Origin of the sequence: Pleomorphomonas oryzae DSM 16300, assembly GCF_000422965.1 — a bacterium.
In the GTDB taxonomy this organism is placed as follows: domain Bacteria; phylum Pseudomonadota; class Alphaproteobacteria; order Rhizobiales; family Pleomorphomonadaceae; genus Pleomorphomonas; species Pleomorphomonas oryzae.
In genome coordinates this window covers 35,757-53,422 of record NZ_AUHB01000004.1, presented here as the reverse complement: position 1 = coordinate 53,422, position 17,666 = coordinate 35,757, and the positions used below count along the sequence as shown (strand labels likewise).

At 63.7% G+C, this 17,666-nt stretch carries 22 protein-coding genes; 8 read left to right on the top strand and 14 right to left on the bottom strand.

What is annotated here, in order from left to right:
* Nucleotides 1-16 precede the first annotated feature (16 nt).
* Entirely contained in the window at nucleotides 17-952 is a 936-nt protein-coding gene (locus G522_RS0107945; protein ID WP_026790581.1) for an ROK family protein, read from the top strand.
* 38 nt (nucleotides 953-990) lie between these two features.
* Here the strand turns inward: G522_RS0107945 and G522_RS0107940 are convergent, their stop codons facing one another.
* Nucleotides 991-1,998, bottom strand: coding sequence for a Gfo/Idh/MocA family protein (locus G522_RS0107940; protein ID WP_026790580.1), 1,008 nt, complete (start codon nucleotides 1,996-1,998; stop codon nucleotides 991-993).
* A gap of 433 nt (nucleotides 1,999-2,431) precedes the next feature.
* Here G522_RS0107940 and G522_RS0107935 point away from each other — a divergent pair, with 433 nt between their 5' ends.
* On the top strand, nucleotides 2,432-2,986 hold the full coding sequence (locus G522_RS0107935) for a peroxiredoxin (protein ID WP_026790579.1): 555 nt from the start codon (nucleotides 2,432-2,434) through the stop codon (nucleotides 2,984-2,986).
* Nucleotides 2,986-3,519 carry an alkylhydroperoxidase, AhpD family gene (gene ahpD, locus G522_RS0107930; protein WP_026790578.1) on the top strand — a complete coding sequence of 178 codons (534 nt, stop codon included), beginning with the start codon at nucleotides 2,986-2,988 and terminating at the stop codon, nucleotides 3,517-3,519. Before G522_RS0107935 ends, ahpD begins: the two co-directional genes overlap by 1 nt.
* Nucleotides 3,520-3,579: 60 nt before the next feature.
* On the opposite strand, the gene G522_RS0107925 is transcribed toward ahpD, so the two are convergent.
* On the bottom strand, nucleotides 3,580-4,059 hold the full coding sequence (locus G522_RS0107925) for an NUDIX domain-containing protein (RefSeq protein ID WP_342663880.1): 480 nt from the start codon (nucleotides 4,057-4,059) through the stop codon (nucleotides 3,580-3,582).
* Nucleotides 4,060-4,532: 473 nt separating this feature from the next.
* Here G522_RS0107925 and G522_RS0107915 point away from each other — a divergent pair, with 473 nt between their 5' ends.
* Complete coding sequence (locus G522_RS0107915; RefSeq protein WP_026790576.1) at nucleotides 4,533-5,429, top strand: metallophosphoesterase family protein; 897 nt, start codon at nucleotides 4,533-4,535, stop codon at nucleotides 5,427-5,429.
* On the opposite strand, the gene G522_RS0107910 is transcribed toward G522_RS0107915, so the two are convergent.
* Nucleotides 5,413-6,024 carry a hypothetical protein gene (locus tag G522_RS0107910; protein ID WP_026790575.1) on the bottom strand — a complete coding sequence of 204 codons (612 nt, stop codon included), beginning with the start codon at nucleotides 6,022-6,024 and terminating at the stop codon, nucleotides 5,413-5,415. The genes G522_RS0107915 and G522_RS0107910 overlap by 17 nt on opposite strands.
* A gap of 284 nt (nucleotides 6,025-6,308) precedes the next feature.
* Here G522_RS0107910 and G522_RS0107905 point away from each other — a divergent pair, with 284 nt between their 5' ends.
* On the top strand, nucleotides 6,309-6,551 hold the full coding sequence (locus G522_RS0107905) for an Lrp/AsnC ligand binding domain-containing protein (RefSeq protein WP_026790574.1): 243 nt from the start codon (nucleotides 6,309-6,311) through the stop codon (nucleotides 6,549-6,551).
* A 26-nt stretch (nucleotides 6,552-6,577) separates the two neighbouring features.
* On the opposite strand, the gene G522_RS0107900 is transcribed toward G522_RS0107905, so the two are convergent.
* From G522_RS0107900 to G522_RS29985, 5 genes are all read right to left on the bottom strand, one after another.
* Entirely contained in the window at nucleotides 6,578-7,354 is a 777-nt protein-coding gene (locus G522_RS0107900) for a DUF1223 domain-containing protein (protein ID WP_084633007.1), read from the bottom strand.
* 115 nt (nucleotides 7,355-7,469) lie between these two features.
* The gene (locus G522_RS0107895) at nucleotides 7,470-7,853 is read right to left on the bottom strand and encodes a RidA family protein (protein WP_026790572.1); all 384 of its coding nucleotides are present in this window, start codon (nucleotides 7,851-7,853) and stop codon (nucleotides 7,470-7,472) included.
* 51 nt (nucleotides 7,854-7,904) lie between these two features.
* On the bottom strand, nucleotides 7,905-8,510 hold the full coding sequence (gene leuD, locus G522_RS0107890; protein ID WP_026790571.1) for a 3-isopropylmalate dehydratase small subunit: 606 nt from the start codon (nucleotides 8,508-8,510) through the stop codon (nucleotides 7,905-7,907).
* 26 nt (nucleotides 8,511-8,536) lie between these two features.
* Nucleotides 8,537-9,484 carry an N-acetyl-gamma-glutamyl-phosphate reductase gene (argC, locus tag G522_RS0107885; protein WP_026790570.1) on the bottom strand — a complete coding sequence of 316 codons (948 nt, stop codon included), beginning with the start codon at nucleotides 9,482-9,484 and terminating at the stop codon, nucleotides 8,537-8,539.
* A 133-nt stretch (nucleotides 9,485-9,617) separates the two neighbouring features.
* Nucleotides 9,618-9,755: a hypothetical protein gene (locus G522_RS29985; RefSeq protein ID WP_156886872.1), complete on the bottom strand. Its 138-nt coding sequence runs from the start codon at nucleotides 9,753-9,755 to the stop codon at nucleotides 9,618-9,620.
* Between the two features lie 182 nt (nucleotides 9,756-9,937).
* Here G522_RS29985 and thpR point away from each other — a divergent pair, with 182 nt between their 5' ends.
* The gene (gene thpR, locus G522_RS0107875) at nucleotides 9,938-10,477 is read left to right on the top strand and encodes an RNA 2',3'-cyclic phosphodiesterase (RefSeq protein WP_026790569.1); all 540 of its coding nucleotides are present in this window, start codon (nucleotides 9,938-9,940) and stop codon (nucleotides 10,475-10,477) included.
* Nucleotides 10,478-10,482: 5 nt separating this feature from the next.
* Here the strand turns inward: thpR and G522_RS0107870 are convergent, their stop codons facing one another.
* Nucleotides 10,483-10,944 carry a low molecular weight protein-tyrosine-phosphatase gene (locus tag G522_RS0107870; RefSeq protein ID WP_026790568.1) on the bottom strand — a complete coding sequence of 154 codons (462 nt, stop codon included), beginning with the start codon at nucleotides 10,942-10,944 and terminating at the stop codon, nucleotides 10,483-10,485.
* A gap of 76 nt (nucleotides 10,945-11,020) precedes the next feature.
* Here G522_RS0107870 and G522_RS0107865 point away from each other — a divergent pair, with 76 nt between their 5' ends.
* On the top strand, nucleotides 11,021-11,659 hold the full coding sequence (locus G522_RS0107865; RefSeq protein WP_026790567.1) for a LysE family translocator: 639 nt from the start codon (nucleotides 11,021-11,023) through the stop codon (nucleotides 11,657-11,659).
* Here G522_RS0107865 and G522_RS26055 read toward each other — a convergent pair.
* From G522_RS26055 to G522_RS0107835, 5 genes are all read right to left on the bottom strand, one after another.
* Nucleotides 11,643-12,101 (bottom strand): hypothetical protein, encoded by a 459-nt coding sequence (locus G522_RS26055; RefSeq protein ID WP_051228436.1) that lies wholly within the window; start codon nucleotides 12,099-12,101, stop codon nucleotides 11,643-11,645. The genes G522_RS0107865 and G522_RS26055 overlap by 17 nt on opposite strands.
* A complete protein-coding gene (gene rlmN / locus G522_RS0107855) occupies nucleotides 12,101-13,348 on the bottom strand; it encodes a dual-specificity RNA methyltransferase RlmN (protein ID WP_026790566.1) in 1,248 nt (415 codons plus the stop codon). Before rlmN ends, G522_RS26055 begins: the two co-directional genes overlap by 1 nt.
* A 169-nt stretch (nucleotides 13,349-13,517) precedes the next feature.
* Nucleotides 13,518-14,084, bottom strand: a complete 567-nt coding sequence (locus tag G522_RS0107850) for an invasion associated locus B family protein (protein ID WP_026790565.1) — start codon at nucleotides 14,082-14,084, stop codon at nucleotides 13,518-13,520.
* Nucleotides 14,085-14,310: 226 nt separating this feature from the next.
* Nucleotides 14,311-14,688 carry a YkvA family protein gene (locus tag G522_RS0107840; protein ID WP_026790564.1) on the bottom strand — a complete coding sequence of 126 codons (378 nt, stop codon included), beginning with the start codon at nucleotides 14,686-14,688 and terminating at the stop codon, nucleotides 14,311-14,313.
* A 31-nt stretch (nucleotides 14,689-14,719) separates the two neighbouring features.
* The gene (locus G522_RS0107835; protein WP_156886871.1) at nucleotides 14,720-16,174 is read right to left on the bottom strand and encodes an ArnT family glycosyltransferase; all 1,455 of its coding nucleotides are present in this window, start codon (nucleotides 16,172-16,174) and stop codon (nucleotides 14,720-14,722) included.
* Nucleotides 16,175-16,343: 169 nt separating this feature from the next.
* On the opposite strand from G522_RS0107835, the gene G522_RS0107830 reads away from it, so the two are divergent.
* Nucleotides 16,344-17,564, top strand: coding sequence for an argininosuccinate synthase (locus tag G522_RS0107830; RefSeq protein ID WP_026790562.1), 1,221 nt, complete (start codon nucleotides 16,344-16,346; stop codon nucleotides 17,562-17,564).
* The last annotated feature ends 102 nt before the right edge of the window (nucleotides 17,565-17,666 follow it).

Sequence of the window (17,666 nt, the reverse complement as noted above, 5' to 3'; positions counted from 1 at the left end):
TCAGAAAGAGGTCGGAATGTACATCGGGATCGACTGGGGCGGGACGAAGATGGAGGTGGTGGGGCTCGATGCGGGGGGCGTCGAGCTTTGCCGCCACCGCATCGCAACGCCGCGCGAGGATTATGAGGCCTCGATCCGGGCGGTGGTCGATCTGGTGGGGCATGTTGAAAAGGCAACTGGCCAGAAGGGCAGCGTCGGCATCGGCCTGCCCGGCAGTCCCAACCCGCTCACCGGCCTCATCCGCAACTCCAACGCCTTCTGGCTGAACGGTCAGCCGCTCGGCCGCGATCTCGAAGCCGCGCTGCAGCGGCCGGTGCGGCTTGCCAACGACGGCAACTGCCTCGCCGTCTCCGAGGCGATCGATGGCGCCGGCGCCGGCCTCGATGTGGTGGTCGGCATCATCCTGGGTACCGGCCATGGCGGCGGCATCGCCATCAAGGGCAAGAGCCACGCCGGCTTCCAGGGCCTCGCCGGTGAGATCGGCCACTATTCGCTGCCCTGGCCGAAGGAAGGCGAGTATCCCGGTCCGAAATGCTGGTGCGGCCGCAGCGGTTGCCTGGAGATGTTCTGTTCGGGTACCGGCTTCGAGCTCGACTACAAGACCACGACCGGCACCGATCGTAAGGCGTCGGAGGTGATCGAGATGAAGCGGGCCAGCGACGCCACAGCAAACGAGGTCTACGGCCGCTACGTTGATCGCCTCGCCCGGTCGCTGGCCCTGATCATCGACCTGGTCGATCCCGACGTGTTCGTGCTGGGCGGCGGCATGAGCAATGTCGACGAGCTCTATGACGACGTGCCACGTCTGCTCTCAACCCGCACCAACCTCTGGCAGGGCGACGGCAGCCGCTTGGTCTTCTCCGACAGCGTGGCGACGCCGATCCGCAAGGCCAAGCATGGCGACAGCTCGGGTGTGCGGGGCGCCGCCTTCCTCTGGAAGGACGACAGATGAGGAAAAGGCGGCGGCCGCTTGCCACCGCCTTTCTTAGGCTAGAGATCCACCCAGCGGCCAGTCTTGCCTGAAGCGACGATGGCGTCGAGGATCTTCATCATCTTGATCGCGTCGTGCTGGTCGTAGGGTAGCGGCTCGACGCCGCGGATCGCCTTGGCGAACGCCTCGCCCTCCAGGCCATACTGATCGCAGGCTGGCAGGCGGATCTCCTCAATTTCGGCGTCGCCCAAGACCTCGCCGCGATCGAGCCGAATGATCGTCTCTGCCATCGGTGGAGCATTGAAGGGAATCAGCACCTCGATGCGGCCGGTGGAGCCGACGATGTTGACGCGCTGGTGCGGCACCGTCTGGGTACCCACCGTGAACGTCAGGTGCCGGCCCTCGCCGAAGTCCAGAATGGCCGAGGTCAGCACGTCGGTGCCGAATTTCGGATCGAGGTCGATCAGGCCGATCACCCGCTTCGGATCGGCGTCGAACACGAAGCGAGCGGTGACGATGGGATAGACGCCGATGTCCCAGAGCCCGCCGCCGCCGTTTTCCGGCTTGTTGCGGATATTGGCGGGATCGTCGAGGAAATAGGAGAAGAAAGCCTGGGCGGCCGCGATCTTGCCGATGGTGCCGGCGCGGACAAGATCGCGTGCCTTCAGCCACTGCGGATGGTGGCGAACCATGAAGGCTTCGAGATAGACGATGCCCTTGGGCAGGGCAGCGAGGCGCTCGGCATCCCGCGCATTCATCGCTGCTGGCTTCTCGCAGAGCACGTGCTTGCCGGCGCGGGCGGCGGCGAGCGCCAGGTCGACATGGCTGTCGTTGGGCGTCGGAATGTAGACCGCCTCGATGGTCGGGTCGGCGAATAGCGCCTCGTAGGAGCCGTAGGCGGTGGGGATGCCGAGAGCCGCCGCCGCTGCCTTCGCCGTATCGATGTTGCGTGACGCGATGGCCGCCACCTCCAGCCAAGGCGTGGTGCGGAAGCCTGGGATCACCTTTTCACGGGCAATTCTGGCGGTGGAAACGACGCCGATACGGACCGGCTTCTGCGTGGACATATGCGCCCTCCCTACTATTTTGTACGATTTATAGGGGAGGGCTCGGAGGAAGGAAAGCGGCGGCCGAAACCGGCGGTGTCAACGCCTCCTGCCGAAACAAGGGGCAGTTTGTGACGGGCAAGCGTTCTCGTGAAAGAATGGCATATGTCTCAATGTGTTGGGCGCTTATCGCCGAAGCGAGATCACGGGGCGGGCGATTCCTGGCGGCCCTGCAACCGTGCCGCGAAGCGGGGTCGGGCGACGAGAAAGCCGGCCGAAAATCAGGGTGTTATGAGTTTGTGGCCACTAGACGGCAAATATGAGGAAAAGCCCTTAGTTTTCAATCACAAGCGGATCACTTTAAAATGCCTCTAAGAAAGGCTTGCATTTCGAGTCGGATCTGCGGATATTGCGGCCGTCCCATTCAAAACCACTCGTAACGAGGATACTCAACATGCTCGGTATTGGCGATAAGCTCCCCTCCTTCACCGTCACCGGCGTCAAGCCCGGCTTCAATAACCACGTCGAGGGGGGCGTCTCCGCGTTCGAAGAAATCACCGAGGCGTCCTTCCCCGGCAAGTGGAAAGTGATCTTCTTCTACCCGAAGGACTTCACCTTCGTCTGCCCGACCGAGATTGCCGAGTTCGCTCGTCTCGCCAAGGACTTCGAGGACCGCGACGCCGTCGTGCTCGGCGGCTCCACCGACAACGAGTTCGTCAAGCTGGCCTGGCGCCGCGACCACAAGGATCTCGACAAGCTGCCAATCTGGTCGTTTGCCGATACCACCGGTTCGCTGGTCGATGGCCTTGGCGTGCGCTCGCCGGCTGGCGTTGCCTATCGCGTGACGGCGATCGTCGATCCCGACAACACGATCCAGCACATCTACGGCACCAACCTCAACGTCGGCCGCAACCCCAAGGACACGCTCCGCGTCCTGGACGCCCTGCAGACCGACGAGCTCTGCCCGTGCAACCGTGAGGTCGGCGGTGACACGCTGAAGGCGGCCTGATGTCGATCGCAAGCCTGCAGGACAGATTTCCGGCCTACGCCCGTGACGTCAAGCTGAACCTCTCGGCCATGGCCGAGGACGACAGCCTGACGCCGCAGCAGAAGTACGGGCTGTTCGTCGCCTGTGGTCACGCGACGCGCAACGCCGACGTGGCGGCGGCGCTTGAAGGGGAGGCGGCGAGCCACCTCTCCGCCGAAGCGCTGGACGCTGCCCGTGGGGCTGGCGTGCTGATGGGCATGAACAATGTCTACTACCGCTTCCTGCACCTGACCTCCAACCCGGAATACCGGACCATGCCGGCGCGGCTGCGCATGCAGCTGATCGGCAAGCCGGGCGTCGACAAGGTGGACTTCGAGCTGTGGTGCCTTGCCGTTTCGGCCATCAATGGCTGCGGCATGTGCATGGACAGCCACGAGAAGGTGGTGCGCGAGGGGGGGCTGTCGGCCTCGGCGGTGCAGACCGCCGTTCGCTTCGCTGCCATCATCCAGTCGGCGGCGGTAGCCCTCGAGACGGCGGCGGTGGTTGCCGCCTGATAGTCGATCCGCGAGATGACTTGGAACGCCCGGCCGGACAGCCTCCGGCCGGGCGTTCTGTTACCACTGTTCGGTCGGGGGAAGTCCATCGAACAGCTCGGCGAGGCGACGGCGTGTCGCGCCCGTCGTGCCTTCCGGAAGGTCATCCGCTGCAAAGAGACCGATCTCGGCGATCTCTCGGTTGGGCCGGAAGGCGCGGCGCACCACGCAGGCCGGCACATGATAGAGCGCAACATGATCGCGGCCGGCCATGGCGGGATTGAAATAGAGCCCAAGGAAGCGAGCAGGTTCCACGGCCTCGTAACCGGTCTCTTCGAAGAGCTCGCGGCGAGAGGCCGCCTCGGCCGTTTCGCCGGCATGAACGCCACCGCCGGGCAGGTGCCAGCCGGACACATAGGTGTGACGGACGAGAAGCACGCGCCCTTCGTCAAAGGTCATGGCGCGCACGCCCAGCGTGGTGCCGCCCCACAAGCGGACGGCCAGGGATCGGGCTTGTCCGACAAGGGGTTGCATGGCGTCGATGAGGCTAAGCCGGGTCATGAAATCCTCATCGCGATACCGAAAGTAAAGTTGGAATTGACCTGAAAGGTAGCCTTAGCCTTTCGTCTAGGTCAAACTTTGGGTTAACCACTTTTACCTCAAAGGAAAGCTCAGTGTTTAGCCTCATGGCGAAAACAATGTGCATTTGCTATAGCTTGCATGTGAAAGAGAAGTCGCTCGTGACTTCTCTCAACAACCTCAGAAGAAGGCTATCATGTTTTCCCTCTTCCGCCGTCGCTTCAACCGTGCTCAGCGTTATAGTTGGGTGTCGGCCGTCGACGCGAATAATCCCCATATCGTCGCCGCCGTGCTGACCTTCTGGGGGCGTTAGTCCGGTTCGGACGCGCAACGGTTCGAGGCGTGAACCAACTTCATGAGCATACCATTCGGGGCGGATCGCCAGGCGGTGATCCGCCCCTTGCTTTGATGGCATGCGGCTTTACCGGCGGGCGGGCTTGGGCTACCCAAGGATCATGTTTCGCCTGATCCATATTTCCGATCTGCATCTCGGCCCGCTGCCGGCGGCGCGCATCCGCGACCTCGCCTCCAAGCGTATCCTCGGTTACGTCAACTGGCGGCGCAATCGGTCGCGCGCTTTCGGCGATGATGTCGAGGCGGCACTCATCGCGGCGATTGCGGCCGAGCGGCCCGACCATGTCGTGGTGACCGGAGATCTCGTCAACATCGCGCTGGCCGGAGAATACGCAACAGCCTCCGCCTTTCTCGGCCTCTTGGGATCGGGCGACGTGGTCAGCGCCATCCCGGGCAACCATGACGCCTACGTGCCCGGCGCCGCTCGGCGGGCGCGGAAAGCCTGGGCCACCTATATGACGGCCGACACCGGCGAACCGACCGGCTGGCCCTACGTACGGCGGCGGGGCGATATCGCCATTGTCGGCGCATCGTCGGCCGTCGCCTCCGGGCCATTCATGGCGACAGGGACCTTCTCGGAAGAACAGGAAGAGCGATTGGCGATAGCGCTCGACAAACTCGGGCGGGCCGGCCTCTGCCGGGTGGTGCTGATCCATCATCCGCCAGTCAAGGGCGCGACGGCCTGGCACAAGCGGCTTTCCGGTGCCTCGCGCTTCCGCAAGGTCATAGCCCGTTATGGGGCGGAGCTCATTCTGCACGGCCACACCCATCAGCCGACCCGGCTGTCGCTTGCCGGTCCAAAGGGCAATGTGCCGGTGATCGGCGTATCCGCCGCAACCCAACGGCCGGATGGCGAACATCCGGCTGCCGGTTTCAATCTGTTCGATATCGAGAAGATCGATGCGGGGTTTCAAATTTGGCATCGCCTGATGCAGGTAACGCCGGGCGGCGCCTTCGCGGAGACGCGGTCCGAGGAGATCGTCAGCCCGGGACCATGAACCAGGCATAGGCGACGAGCCCAAGCGCCCCGACGGCAAATCCAGCCAGAAAAATGATCAGCGCCCAGATGAGGGCCGAACCGCGATCGGTCGTCGTGCCGTTCGCCGCCGGCTCACCGCTATCTTCCCGGCGGTCCAGCGCCACGGTGCGTAGCTTTTCCACCAGCGCGTCGCTTTCAAGCGAGCGTTCGCGCTCGACGACCCGTTCGGCAATGTAGTCGGTCACGGCGTCGGCCGTGGCATCGAGGTCGGCACTTTCGTGCAGTGTGAGACGGCCGAGGCGGGTGTCCTTCAGAAAGCGATAGGAGCGGCGGTCGCGCGCCATCACCACGTGCGTGGTAGGATCGATCCACAGGCGCGGCGGCGTCGAGCCGGCCACCTGGCAAATGAAATAGGCGTCGTCGGCGGGGATTTCGGCGAAGACGCCCTGAAGCTCCTCGGCCAGCAACATCAGGCGGGCCCGATCGCCCTCGTGCAGGTCGGCATAGGCATCGGCCCGCTCGCTCTCGGCAATGCGCATGCGACGCGTAGCGTCCGAAAGACGCCGGACCTTGCCATCGCCGGTCTTGTTGTCGCCTGCCTCGCCGCCCGTCATGACTCATCCTGCCGCTTAGGAGCCGGTTCGCCGGCGCATTCCGGCTTGGATTGACCGGCAAAGGAATGCGTCGAGGACTCGACCTGAATACGTCTTCCCTAAGCATACATGGATGGCGGAATTAGGACTAGCTTAACCATCCTTCGCCCACAGCGACGATGCTGTCTGGGGAAAAGCGTGCCTCCCGACCGTTCCAAGTAGGGCTTGCCGTCCGTTCATGGGTGGTGTTTGAAGACTGCAGCGATGCTCGGCGCCGTGTGGCGATCCCGACAAGGAGGAAGGTCATGAAGCCCGTTTTCATCCAGTTGCAGTGCGCCCCCGGCCGGACCTATGCGGTGGCAGACGCCATCTACGCCCTCGAAATCGCATCCGAGCTCTATTCGACGTCGGGCGAGTATGATTTGCTGATGAAGATTTACGTCGACTCGTCGGCCCATGACGATATCGGCAAGTTCATCAACGAGAAGATCTCGTCGATTCCCGGCATCGTGCGCACCCTGACGACGCTGACCTTCCGCGCGTTCTAAGGAAAGTCTGCCGAGTCTTGCAACAGTCAGCTGTTGCTTTGAAGTGCCAGGCGAGTGGCGCCGAGGATCGGGCCGGGCAGGCCCTCTTTCTTGGCCTGGACGATGACGGCGAGGCCGCTGGTGCCCTCAGGAGCCACGTCGGCGAGTGGTAGTTCCAGCGTCGCCGCTTCGCCGGACCACATGCCGACCACCTGCATGCGGTCGACGATATTGACGTAGGTGACGGACGTATCCCGATTCTCGCCGGAGCCGATATTGACGGTTTTCGGAGGTAGGTAGCCGGCGATCCAGACCGACGCCTCACCGGCGTGATCGCGGGCCGGCAGGGTGACGATGACGCGGTCACCCTCGATGCGAGCTGTGACGGCGAGATTGGGCGTCTCGCCATTGTCCCGCATGACGTCGAAGGAGGCGCGGATCTCATCCTGGCGGCTACCGATCACCGCGCTTCGGCCGTTGAGCACGGCCTGGGGCGTGAAGACGGCGTGGTCGGCGCGTGCCTTGGCATATTCCCGTTGGCGGCGGGTGAATTCCGGCTTGGCATAGGTATCGCGCCAGCCGAGATAATCCCAATAATCGACGGCGAAGGTGAGGGCGATGGTGTCGGGATCCTTGGCGAGCTGGCCTAGGACCTTGTCGGCCGGCGGACAGGCCGAGCAACCCTGGCTGGTAAACAGTTCGACGACGTCGGCCGCCGCGGCGCTGCCGCTTCCCACCGCCAAGGCAACGCAGCAGGATGCCATGCCGAGAGCGAATCCGCCGAAGGTTTCCCGCCAGGGTATCGTATCCAAGACCAACCTCATCGCTGTTGTTCTTTGTGAGCCCAAGGAATACGACAGTGGCGCATGACGTTCCACTCACGAGTGCTTGACCGAACCAATCGGTCAACGATCGGTTCCGCCCGTTGATCTCGCAGAATTACGCAGAATTCCGGAAGGCGGTGGCTTCGATCTCGATCTTCATTTCCGGACGGATGAGGCCGGCGATGATCATCGTCGCCGCCGGGCGGATGTCCGCGAGCCAGCGTCCGACCACGGAAAACACCGGATCGGCATAGGCGGCATCGGTCACGATATAGCGGACGCGCACCACGTCGGACATGGAAAAGCCCGCCTCGCCCAGCGCTCGGGCGATGGTCGCCATGGCGTTTTCGGCCTGGGCGGACACATCGTCGGGCATGGTCATGGTCGCATAGTCATAACCGGTTGTGCCTGAGACGAAGCACCAGGGACCGTCGGCGACCGCACGCGAATAACCGGCGGCCTTTTCGAACGGCGAGCCGGTGGAAACGAGCTGGCGCATGAAAAGCCTCACATGAAAACGCCCTCCGAAGAGGGCGCTTTGGGAGCTCTGTCAGGCCCAGGGGTGGGCAGCGGCGTTCTTCGTTTCGAAGGCGGCGATTGCCGGCGCCTTCTCTAGGGTGAGGCCAATATCGTCGAGGCCATTCAGCAAGCAATGCTTCTTGAACGGATCGATCTCGAAGGAGACCTGACCGCCATCGGGTCCCTTGACCACCTGGTTGACGAGGTCGACGGTCAGCGTGGCGTTGGCACCGCGCTCGGCATCGTCCATCAGCTTCTTGAGATCATCCGGCGAGACGACGATGGGCAGAATGCCGTTCTTGAAGCAGTTGTTGTAGAAGATGTCGGCAAAGCTGGTGGAGATGACGCAGCGGATACCGTAGTCGAGCAGTGCCCAGGGGGCATGCTCGCGCGATGAACCACAGCCGAAGTTGTCGCCGGCCACCAGGATTTCCGCCTTGCGGTAGGCGGACTTGTTGAGAACGAAGTCGGGGTTCTCCGAGCCGTCTTCCCGATACCGCATCTCCGAGAACAGGCCCTTGCCGAGACCGGTGCGCTTGATGGTCTTGAGATACTGCTTGGGAATGATCATGTCGGTGTCGATATTGAGGATCGGCAGCGGCGCGGCGACACCAGTGAGCACGTCGAATTTCTGCATGATCTATCCTTTCCCGAAGCGAGCGGTCAGGCGGAGACGAGGCCGGTGGTGGCCGGCCGTCCCAGCATCAGGTTGAGGTTCTGTACGGCAGCGCCGGAGGCGCCCTTGCCGAGGTTGTCGTAAAGCGAAACGATCAATGCCTCCTCGCCGGTGGCGTCGGCGAAGACATAAAGGCGCAGCTCGTTGGTGCCATTGAGCGCCCGCGGATCGAGGCTGGCAAGCCGCTCGGTTGCCTCAAAAGGCATGACCTTGACGAAAGTTTCGCCCGCATAGCGATCGGCCAGCAGCTCATGAATGCTCCGTGCCTTGAGGCCGGGCGCCACCGCCCACAGGCGAAGCGGCACGAAGGTCAGCATGCCCTGCGCGAAATTGCCAACCGACGGCTGGAACTGCGGCGCGTGGGTGAGGCCGGTGTAGGCCGCCATCTCCGGCAGGTGCTTGTGCTTGAAGGTGAGGCCATAGGGCATCAGCGGCGCCGGGTCGGCGGCCGACTGGTAGTCCTCGACCATCTTGCGGCCGCCGCCCGAATAGCCGGAAACACCGTTGTAGCTGAGTGCCGCTTCGGCGGGCAGCAGGCCGGCGTCGACCAGCGGGCGGATGCCGGCGATCAGGCCCTGCGGCCAGCAGCCGGGGTTGGCGACGCGTTTCGACTTGGCGATCGCTTCGGCCTGGCCCTTGGCCATTTCGGCGAAACCATAGGCCCAGCCGGGAGCGACGCGATGAGCGGTGGAGGCGTCGATCACCGCCGTATGCTCGTTGTCGATGAGGCTCACCGACTCCTTGGCGGCATCGTCGGGCAGGCAGAGGATGGCAACGTCCGCCGCATTGAGCAGCCGGCGACGCTCGTCCATGTCCTTGCGCTTTTCCGGATCGATGGTCAGCAGATCGATGTCGTCGCGGGCGGCGAGGCGGTCACGGATCTGAAGGCCGGTGGTGCCTGCTTCGCCGTCGATGTAGATCTTGGCCCGCGTCATGCTCGTTGCCCGGAATTGGCCGGCAGCCGCCGGCATCTGTTGGAAAGTCCGCCGCGGCGGGCGCCGGGCGGAGTGCGAGAGGCTTTACCATCATCGGCCGCCGCTGTCATGCGTCAATGGAGTGTGGTCGGTGTCAGACGGGCAGGATGTAGGTAATCAGCAGATAGGCGCAAAGGCCAATGGCTAGTAGGACCGCCAGCCCGCGTGCGATCTTGCGCGCATAGATGACGTCGGGGTCTTCGTTGTCGTTGGCAGGGTCGTCGAACTGCATGGCTCCGGCCCGAGCGAAATGGTTTCGCTTGTATATAATCGCGCCAAGGGCGCGGCCAAGCGAACAAAAGGGCTTGCATCGAGGTTAGCCTTCGGTCGACCCTAACAACGCATCGTCCGTCCGGTCTGCCGATTCCCTCTCGGGAACGCCGCCACACGGACCGCAACGCCGACGAGGTTGCCATGGCCAGGCTGTTTACCGCCCTCGAAATCCCCGCCGCAGCCGGCTTCCATCTATCGCTTCTGAAGGGTGGACTGCCCGGTGCCCGCTGGATCGATCCGGCCAATTATCACGTGACGCTGCGTTTCATCGGCGACATCGACCACCGCACCGCCGACGAGGTGGCTGCCGCTCTGGATCGTGTCTACAAGCCGCCGTTCGAGCTCAGCCTCAGGGGACTGCACTGCTTTGCTTCGGGGCGCGTGCCGCATTCCCTTGCCGTCAAGGTGGAGCCGACCGAGCAATTGATCGAGCTGCAGGCCGAGCACGAGCGCATCATCCAGCGCCTCGGCTTGCCGGCCGAGGGGCGGCGCTACATTCCGCATGTGACGCTCGCCCGCTTCAAGGGCACGACGTCAACCGACGTCGCTCGTTGGCTGTCCGAGCACGGCGACTTCATCGGGCCACACTTCCCCGTCGATCGCTTCGTTCTCTATTCCTCACGCGCCTCGGTGGGCGGCGGCCCCTATCTCGTCGAGGAGGCCTATCCGCTGGCCGCCTGATCCGATCAGCGCTCGATCTTTTCGATAAAGGCACGGACGGCGCGGTCGCAGAGATCGAACACCGCGTCGAAGGCTCGCTCATCCTCGTAATAGGGGTCCGGTACCTCGCTCGACAGGCCGAGCGCCTCTTCGAGGAAAAGACCGATGCGCGTCGTCGAGCCCTTGGGCGCCAGACGGCGAAGGTCGGCAACATTCTGCCTGTCCATGCCGACGATCAGTTCGAAATCCGAGAAATCGGCCTTGCGCACCTGGCGGGCGCGTAGCGGCGCCAGATCGACACCCCGCTTGCGCGCGGCGGCGATGGCGCGAGGGTCGGGCGGATCGCCGGTATGCCAGCCGCCGGTGCCGGCGCTGTCGACGCGGACCGAATGGGACAGGCCTGCGGCGGCGAGGTGGTTGAGCATCAGGCCTTCGGCGGTCGGCGAACGGCAGATGTTTCCGAGACAAACGAACAGGATCGAGCGCATGCGGCCGTTTAGGCCGCGGAGCGGCTTGCGGTCAAGACGGCAGCGAACGTAGTCTCGTCGGACGGAGAGCCCAGATATGAATTTCCTGCCGACCGGCGGCGTGCTGACCGCCTATACGCTGGCTGTGCTGGCGCTGAACTATACACCCGGACCTGACATGGCGATGTTCGTCGGCACGGCGATCACCCGTGGTCGGCGGGCGGGGATCGCCGCGTTCCTTGGCACCAGCACCGGCATTCTCGTGCATACGCTTCTGGTGACCTTCGGCCTCGCAGCGCTGCTTGCAGCTTCGCCGGCCGCCTTTGACGTGCTCAAGGTGATCGGGGCGTTCTACCTGCTTTATGTGGCCGTCGGCGCCATCCGGCATGGCGGGCATTTCGCGCCGGAAGGCGGCGCTCTGTCGCCTGCGCCAGTCGTCCGCCTCTATCTGAAGGGGCTCGCGGTCAACGTCCTGAATCCCAAGGTGGTCTTGTTCTTCCTGACGTTCCTGCCGCAATTCGTCGAGCCGGGTGATCCGGCAGCGCGCGGCAAGCTGCTGTTTTTCGGCCTGTGGTTCTTGCTGGTGTCGACGATCTCGATGCTGCCGCTGATCCTCGGGGCGAGCGGCGTTGCCGCTTTCCTCAAGGCGCGGCCGGGGGTGATGCGCGGTATCGACTATGTCTTCGCCGGTGTGATGGGCGCTTTTGCCGTCAAGCTCGTCACCGCTCGTCTCTAGGGCGTCCGGTGCCTGTCAGGAAGACGCCGTCGACGCCGGCCATACGGCCGGCCACCAGCCAATAGACGAAACCGCCGACGATGCCGGCGGCGACCAGGATGGCGATGTTGCGCGGATCGCCGTCAAGCGGGCGCATCATCGGGGTGAGGCCCAGGGACGGCAGAACGCCCAGCAGACCGCCGACCGCGAGATAGACGAGTGCCGAGCGCAGACGGAACACCTCGGTGATCAGTATGACCACCGCCCAGGGGGCGAGCGCCATGGCACCGAGGTAACTGGCGGTCATGGCGGCGCTGACGCCGAAGCTGCCCCAGAACCATACGCTGTCGGCCGGGTCTGTGGGCGTCAGTCCCACCGAGGCGGCGAGCATGAACAGAGCGGCGGCGCTGATCGCCAGAATGAAGCCGATCAGCGCGGCAAAGATGCGGCCGACCGCCCGCATCAGTCTTCTCCGTGGCCGGCCACCATGGCGCGCATGGCGAGATCTGCTTCCGTGAGTCCCATCTCGAGGGCGAGCCGCTCGGTCTTCCTCAAACGCTCGCTCTCGCTCTTCAACTGGCCGCAGGCGGCGGCGATGTCGCGGCCACGCGGCGTGCGGATCGGCGAGGCATAACCGGCGTCGTTGACGAATTGGGCGAAGGCCTCGATGGTCTCCCAGTCGGAGCACTCGTAAGCGGTGCCCGGCCAGGGATTGAACGGAATGAGGTTGATCTTGGCCGGAATGCCCTTCAACAGCTTCACGAGGTCGCGGGCGTCCGCGAGGCTGTCGTTGACGCCCTTCAGCATCACGTATTCGAAGGTAATCCGACGCGCATTCGACAGGCCCGGATAAGCGCGGCAGGCGTCCATCAGCTCCTTGAGCGGATATTTCTTGTTGATCGGCACCAGTACGTTGCGCAGATCGTCACGCACGGCATGCAGGGAAATCGCCAGCATGCAGCCGATCTCGTCGCCGGTGCGGGCGATGTTCGGCACCACGCCGGAGGTGGACAGCGTGACGCGGCGCTTGGATAGCGACAGGCCATCGCCGTCCATGATGATCGCCAGCGCCTGCTTGACGGCGTCGAAATTGTAGAGCGGCTCGCCCATGCCCATCATGACGACGTTGGAAACGAGGCGCCCTTCGCTCGGAATGGCCGCCTCGGCATTGTGCGCCACGTCCGGGTAGTCGCCGAGCCGATCGCGGGCGACCAGCACCTGTGCCACGATCTCCTCGGCGGTGAGGTTGCGCACCAGCATCTGCGTGCCGGTGTGGCAGAAGGCGCAGTTGAGCGTGCAGCCGACCTGCGAGGAAACGCAGAGCGTGCCGCGTCCTTCCTCGGGAATGTAGACGGTCTCGATCTCCACCGGCTTGCCGGCGCCGCGCGAGGGAAAGCGCATCAGCCATTTGCGTGTACCATCGGCCGATACCTGCTCGGCGACGATCTCGGGGCGACCGACGACATAGGCCGCGTCCAGACGGGCACGCAATTCCTTGGCGACGTTGGTCATCGCCGAGAACTCGCGTACGCCACGCACGTAAATCCAGTGCCAGAGCTGGGTGACGCGCATGCGAAGCTGCCGCTCCTCGACGCCGATGGCGAGAAGCGCCTTGGCCATCTCGATGCGCGTCATGCCGACGAGCGACGGTTTTTCCGGCGAGGCAGCGGGCGTGGCGGCAACAGGGCTGTGGTCGATGAGGGTCGACATGGGCGTTCGGTTGATCCTGATGGAGTTCAATGGCGAAAAAGGTTCGCCTCAAAAGCAAGAACGGCCGCGGACGTCACCGTCCCGACCGTTCCCGGTTATCGGAAGCCATAGCAGAAAACCTGAGAAAACCCAAGATGGGGTTGGGTTGATCTCTATTCCGGCGCGAAGCTTACTGGCATTCACCGTCGATGCGCTTCAGGGCGGCGCTGATGCCCTTGAGCGAATAGGTATCGGTGGTCACGGTACCGCGCCGCGACGTGCCGGTGATCACCATGGTCGAGCCGCTCTTCATGGTGTTGATGAAGCGGTTCTCCTCGGCGGGATTCTCGACCCAGGCGCCCTGGTCCTTGGTGTACATGCTGAAAGTGGCATCCCCGATCTTGACGGTGGTCTTGGAGCCTTCCTTGTAAGGATAGCCGGTGATCACCGAAATCTCGTGCTTGACGCCTTCCTTCGGGCGGTTGGTTATAAACATGAACACCGGGTCGCGGTTGACGCCGGCCGGCTGCATATCGCTCGGCTGCGTCGCCGCGTAGCATACCTTGGCACCGGCGTTGTTGTAGGTGTAGGTGGCCCATTTCTCGAACGTCTGGAGCGGCGTGGGGGCCTTGGCCTGCTGCTGCATGGGCGTCTTGTTTTGCTGCTGCGTGGGCGCCTTGGTCTGCTGGGCATCGGCGATGGTCGTCACGCCGAGCAGCAGTGCGACGGCCAAGCCGAGGGTGCGTGCGTTCGTCATCTAATCACCTTGGGTCTTGTCGTTGGACACGAATGCGCCCACCGAAGCGGTCCGCATGAAGCCTAAGGGAAACGTTAAGGCGTCATGGTTACCAAAGTATTGCTCCGGCGTCTCAAACTGTCGGGCGATGCTTGCCATGGCGCCTCACATTGTTGCGGCGCGAGGCTTGGCTCGAAATCGGGCGACAATGCGGCCGGTCGACTTAAAGTCGTTCCCCGCCCGTAAGTTATCCGGTCTTTTCGGTGGCGAGCCGGTCCAAGGCGATGCGGGCGGCGACGCGGTGCCGTTCGCCGATATGGCGGCGAACCAAGCTGATCGCCGTGACGAGCACGGTAATGTCATCTGAGAAACCGAGGCCGACAATGAAATCCGGCACGATGTCGAACGGAACGACGAAATAGGTGAGGGCGGCAAGCAGCGTCGCCCGCACCGATGCCGGGGTCTCAGGATCGAGTGCACAGTAGTAGGCGGCCACCACCTCGTCGATGAATGGGATCGAGGCGATCGCCTTCCTGACCGTCTTCCAGAAGCGGGAACGGACGCGGGCCTCATGGCCTTCGGCCGGACCGATGATCTCGGGATCGGGATGGTAGGTTTTGCGCATGGCGTCGAAATGGGAATCCCGGCGCCCCCTGTCAACGGTCGATCCGATAGATCGGCATGCGGCCGCCTTCCCCCTTGTAGATGCGGGTGTCGAGGACGCCGAGCGGCTCGATTCGCTCCGGTGCGATGCCGAGGGTTACAGGGTCGATCTCGGTGACCAGGAGCGCCGGGCCGTTGACGGCGGGCTGATAGGGAATGGTCATCTCGAACTGGTCGGCCGGGGCGGCGCCGGGCGCGACATAGGGCCGGACATCAAGGCCGCTGTCGCGCAGTTCGTACAGCGTCTCCGACGTCATCGGGCGTCCGACGGTGACCACGGTACGAACGCCGGCCGCCCGGGCGGCCTCGGTGAGCTTTTGACCGTAATCGGCCCAGTGCAGCAGGCGCTGGAGCTGCCTCGGCCTCTCCGGTAGCGTCACGTGGCCAACAAGGCTGGCGCCGACGGCCAGCGCCACGGCCACCACCACGTTGATCGCCGCCGACAGCTTCAGGAGGGGGCGCCAGCGACCGTTGCAGAGCAAGGCGCTGGCAAAGATGATCAGCGCCGGGAAAGCCGTTGCCGCCCAGTTGCCGTGCAGTTTCGCGAAGGCGGCGTTGATGCCGATGACGATCAGGATGGGCAGGCTCAGCCACATCAGGAGGCGGTCGGCCGCCGGTTTGGTCGATCGCCAGCCGAGGATCGCGGCGAGGATGACGATGACGAACAGGATCGGTCCGGGGATGACGGCCTGCCCCATGAGATATTCGAAGATCTTGCCGACCTTGAAGCCGACCTTCTCCCAACCGGCGTTGTCGCCGGTGTGATGGAAGGTGACGAAGCCGTTCTGGGCGTTCCAGATCAGGTTGGGCAGGAAGCCGGCGAGGCCGCCCAGCAGCGCCACCCAGGTGGCGCCGTTGCGCAGAAGCGGACGCTTGTCGGCGGCAGCCAAAAAATAGACGAGCAGGGAGGCTGGCAGGTAGATCATCGCATATTTGGCGTTGAGGCCAACGGCGACGGTGCCGGCAAGATAAAAGGCGCGGGAGAGTGAGGGCTTCTCGAGGAACAGCACCGTTGCGTGCAGGCCGACGCACCAGAAGAACAGCAAGGGGCCATCGGTGTTGAGAATCAGCGACGATAGGCTGACGGCCGGCATGGCGACATAGGCAAGCGCGCTCCAGAAGCCGACGCGCGCATCATAGAGACGACGGGCGGCGAGGAAGACGAACCAGGCGGCCGCCGCGTGCAGGATGGGCGCCGGTGCCCGGACGCAGGCAACGCCGTTGCCGCAGATTTCCGTCGTACCGCGGATCAGCCAGGCGATCAGTCCCGGCTTGGTGAAATAGCCGAAGGCAAGGTGTCGCGACCAAGCCCAATATTGCGCCTCGTCATAGGTCAGTTCGAAGCCGCTCAACAGGAGGGCGGCGAGGCGGAGAACGAGGAAGGCGGTGATGACCAGAAGGGTCAACCGCATCCAGTCACGGTCGGAAATCGGATGGGTGTCGGTCATGCTCGGCTCGGCTGGCTGGGCGGTCGGTTTATCAGCTGCGATCGTGGTCGGCAAATGGCGAATCTCCAGCCTTGCACGGCCGGCATAGTCGGTTAAATTGCCGGCGATCTTTTCGAGCCGCCGGCGAGCCTCCCGCCGAATGAGCGGCGTTCACCCCTACGGAGTTTCCATGAAAAAGGGCGAAGTCAAGAAAGTCGTGCTGGCCTATTCCGGTGGTCTCGACACGTCGATCATCCTCAAGTGGCTGCAGACCGAACTCGACGCGGAGGTCGTGACCTTCACGGCCGACCTCGGTCAGGGCGACGGCGATCTCGAGCCGGCCCGCAAGAAGGCCGAGATGCTGGGCATCAAGGAAATCTTCATCGAGGACGTGCGCGAGGAGTTCGTCCGCGACTTCGTCTTCCCGATGTTCCGCGCCAACGCCGTCTACGAAGGCGTCTACCTGCTCGGCACCTCGATCGCCCGTCCCTTGATCTCCAAGCACCTGATCGACATCGCCAAGAAGACCGGTGCCGATGCCATCGCCCACGGTGCCACCGGCAAGGGCAACGACCAGGTGCGCTTCGAATTGTCCGCCTACGCGCTCAACCCGGACATCAAGATCATCGCCCCCTGGCGCGACTGGTCTTTCAAGAGCCGCACCGACCTCCTGGACTTTGCCGAAAAGCACCAGATCCCGATCGCCAAGGACAAGAAGGGCGATGCACCCTTCTCGGTCGACGCCAACCTCCTGCACTCCTCCTCCGAGGGCAAGGTGCTGGAGGATCCGTCACAGCCGGCGCCCGAATACGTGCACATGCGCACCATTTCGCCGGAAGAGGCGCCCGACAAGGCGACCATCATCACCATCGGTTTCGAGAAGGGCGACGCCGTTTCCATCAACGGCAAGCGCATGAGCCCGGCCGAGCTGCTGACGGCGCTCAATGCCTATGGCCATGACAACGGCATCGGCCGTCTCGACCTCGTCGAGAACCGCTTCGTCGGCATGAAGTCACGCGGCGTCTACGAGACCCCTGGCGGCACCATCCTGCTCACAGCCCACCGGGCGATCGAAAGTATCACGCTCGACCGTGGCGCCGCCCATCTGAAAGACGAGCTGATGCCGCGCTACGCGGAGCTCATCTACTACGGCTTCTGGTTCGCGCCCGAGCGCTACATGCTGCAGGCGCTGATCGACAAGAGCCAGGAGAACGTCGAGGGCGAAGTGACGCTGAAGCTCTACAAGGGCAACGTCATCGTCACCGGCCGCTCTTCGCCGAAGACGCTTTACTCGTCGACGCTGGTCACCTTCGAGGACGATCAGGGCGCCTACGACCAGAAGGACGCCGCCGGCTTCATCAAGCTCAACGCCCTGCGCCTGCGCACGCTCGCCAAGCGCGATCGCGGCTGAGCTACATGTCTTAAAAAGCTACACAGGGGCCGAGCACTTTTGTGCATCGGTCCCTGTCTGTAAATACGTTAATATGGAACGCTGCGAGTTTCGCCTGTAGCT

Excerpts from the sequence above, each read along its gene's own strand:
- G522_RS0107840 (WP_026790564.1), bottom strand. The coding sequence starts at position 14,688 with ATGCGCAAAACCTACCATCCCGATCCCGAGATCATCGGTCCGGCCGAA.
- G522_RS0107925 (WP_342663880.1), bottom strand. The coding sequence starts at position 4,059 with ATGACCCGGCTTAGCCTCATCGACGCCATGCAACCCCTTGTCGGACAA.
- G522_RS0107915 (WP_026790576.1), top strand. The coding sequence starts at position 4,533 with ATGTTTCGCCTGATCCATATTTCCGATCTGCATCTCGGCCCGCTGCCG.
- G522_RS29985 (WP_156886872.1), bottom strand. The coding sequence starts at position 9,755 with ATGCAGTTCGACGACCCTGCCAACGACAACGAAGACCCCGACGTCATC.
- G522_RS0107905 (WP_026790574.1), top strand. The coding sequence starts at position 6,309 with ATGAAGCCCGTTTTCATCCAGTTGCAGTGCGCCCCCGGCCGGACCTAT.
- leuD (WP_026790571.1), bottom strand. The coding sequence starts at position 8,510 with ATGCAGAAATTCGACGTGCTCACTGGTGTCGCCGCGCCGCTGCCGATC.
- G522_RS0107835 (WP_156886871.1), bottom strand. The coding sequence starts at position 16,174 with ATGACCGACACCCATCCGATTTCCGACCGTGACTGGATGCGGTTGACC.
- rlmN (WP_026790566.1), bottom strand. The coding sequence starts at position 13,348 with ATGTCGACCCTCATCGACCACAGCCCTGTTGCCGCCACGCCCGCTGCC.
- G522_RS0107910 (WP_026790575.1), bottom strand. The coding sequence starts at position 6,024 with ATGACGGGCGGCGAGGCAGGCGACAACAAGACCGGCGATGGCAAGGTC.
- G522_RS0107940 (WP_026790580.1), bottom strand. The coding sequence starts at position 1,998 with ATGTCCACGCAGAAGCCGGTCCGTATCGGCGTCGTTTCCACCGCCAGA.
- G522_RS0107900 (WP_084633007.1), bottom strand. The coding sequence starts at position 7,354 with ATGAGGTTGGTCTTGGATACGATACCCTGGCGGGAAACCTTCGGCGGA.
- argC (WP_026790570.1), bottom strand. The coding sequence starts at position 9,484 with ATGACGCGGGCCAAGATCTACATCGACGGCGAAGCAGGCACCACCGGC.
- G522_RS0107870 (WP_026790568.1), bottom strand. The coding sequence starts at position 10,944 with ATGCGCTCGATCCTGTTCGTTTGTCTCGGAAACATCTGCCGTTCGCCG.
- G522_RS0107865 (WP_026790567.1), top strand. The coding sequence starts at position 11,021 with ATGAATTTCCTGCCGACCGGCGGCGTGCTGACCGCCTATACGCTGGCT.
- G522_RS0107895 (WP_026790572.1), bottom strand. The coding sequence starts at position 7,853 with ATGCGCCAGCTCGTTTCCACCGGCTCGCCGTTCGAAAAGGCCGCCGGT.
- G522_RS0107830 (WP_026790562.1), top strand. The coding sequence starts at position 16,344 with ATGAAAAAGGGCGAAGTCAAGAAAGTCGTGCTGGCCTATTCCGGTGGT.
- G522_RS0107945 (WP_026790581.1), top strand. The coding sequence starts at position 17 with ATGTACATCGGGATCGACTGGGGCGGGACGAAGATGGAGGTGGTGGGG.
- thpR (WP_026790569.1), top strand. The coding sequence starts at position 9,938 with ATGGCCAGGCTGTTTACCGCCCTCGAAATCCCCGCCGCAGCCGGCTTC.
- G522_RS0107935 (WP_026790579.1), top strand. The coding sequence starts at position 2,432 with ATGCTCGGTATTGGCGATAAGCTCCCCTCCTTCACCGTCACCGGCGTC.
- G522_RS0107850 (WP_026790565.1), bottom strand. The coding sequence starts at position 14,084 with ATGACGAACGCACGCACCCTCGGCTTGGCCGTCGCACTGCTGCTCGGC.
- G522_RS26055 (WP_051228436.1), bottom strand. The coding sequence starts at position 12,101 with ATGCGGGCGGTCGGCCGCATCTTTGCCGCGCTGATCGGCTTCATTCTG.
- ahpD (WP_026790578.1), top strand. The coding sequence starts at position 2,986 with ATGTCGATCGCAAGCCTGCAGGACAGATTTCCGGCCTACGCCCGTGAC.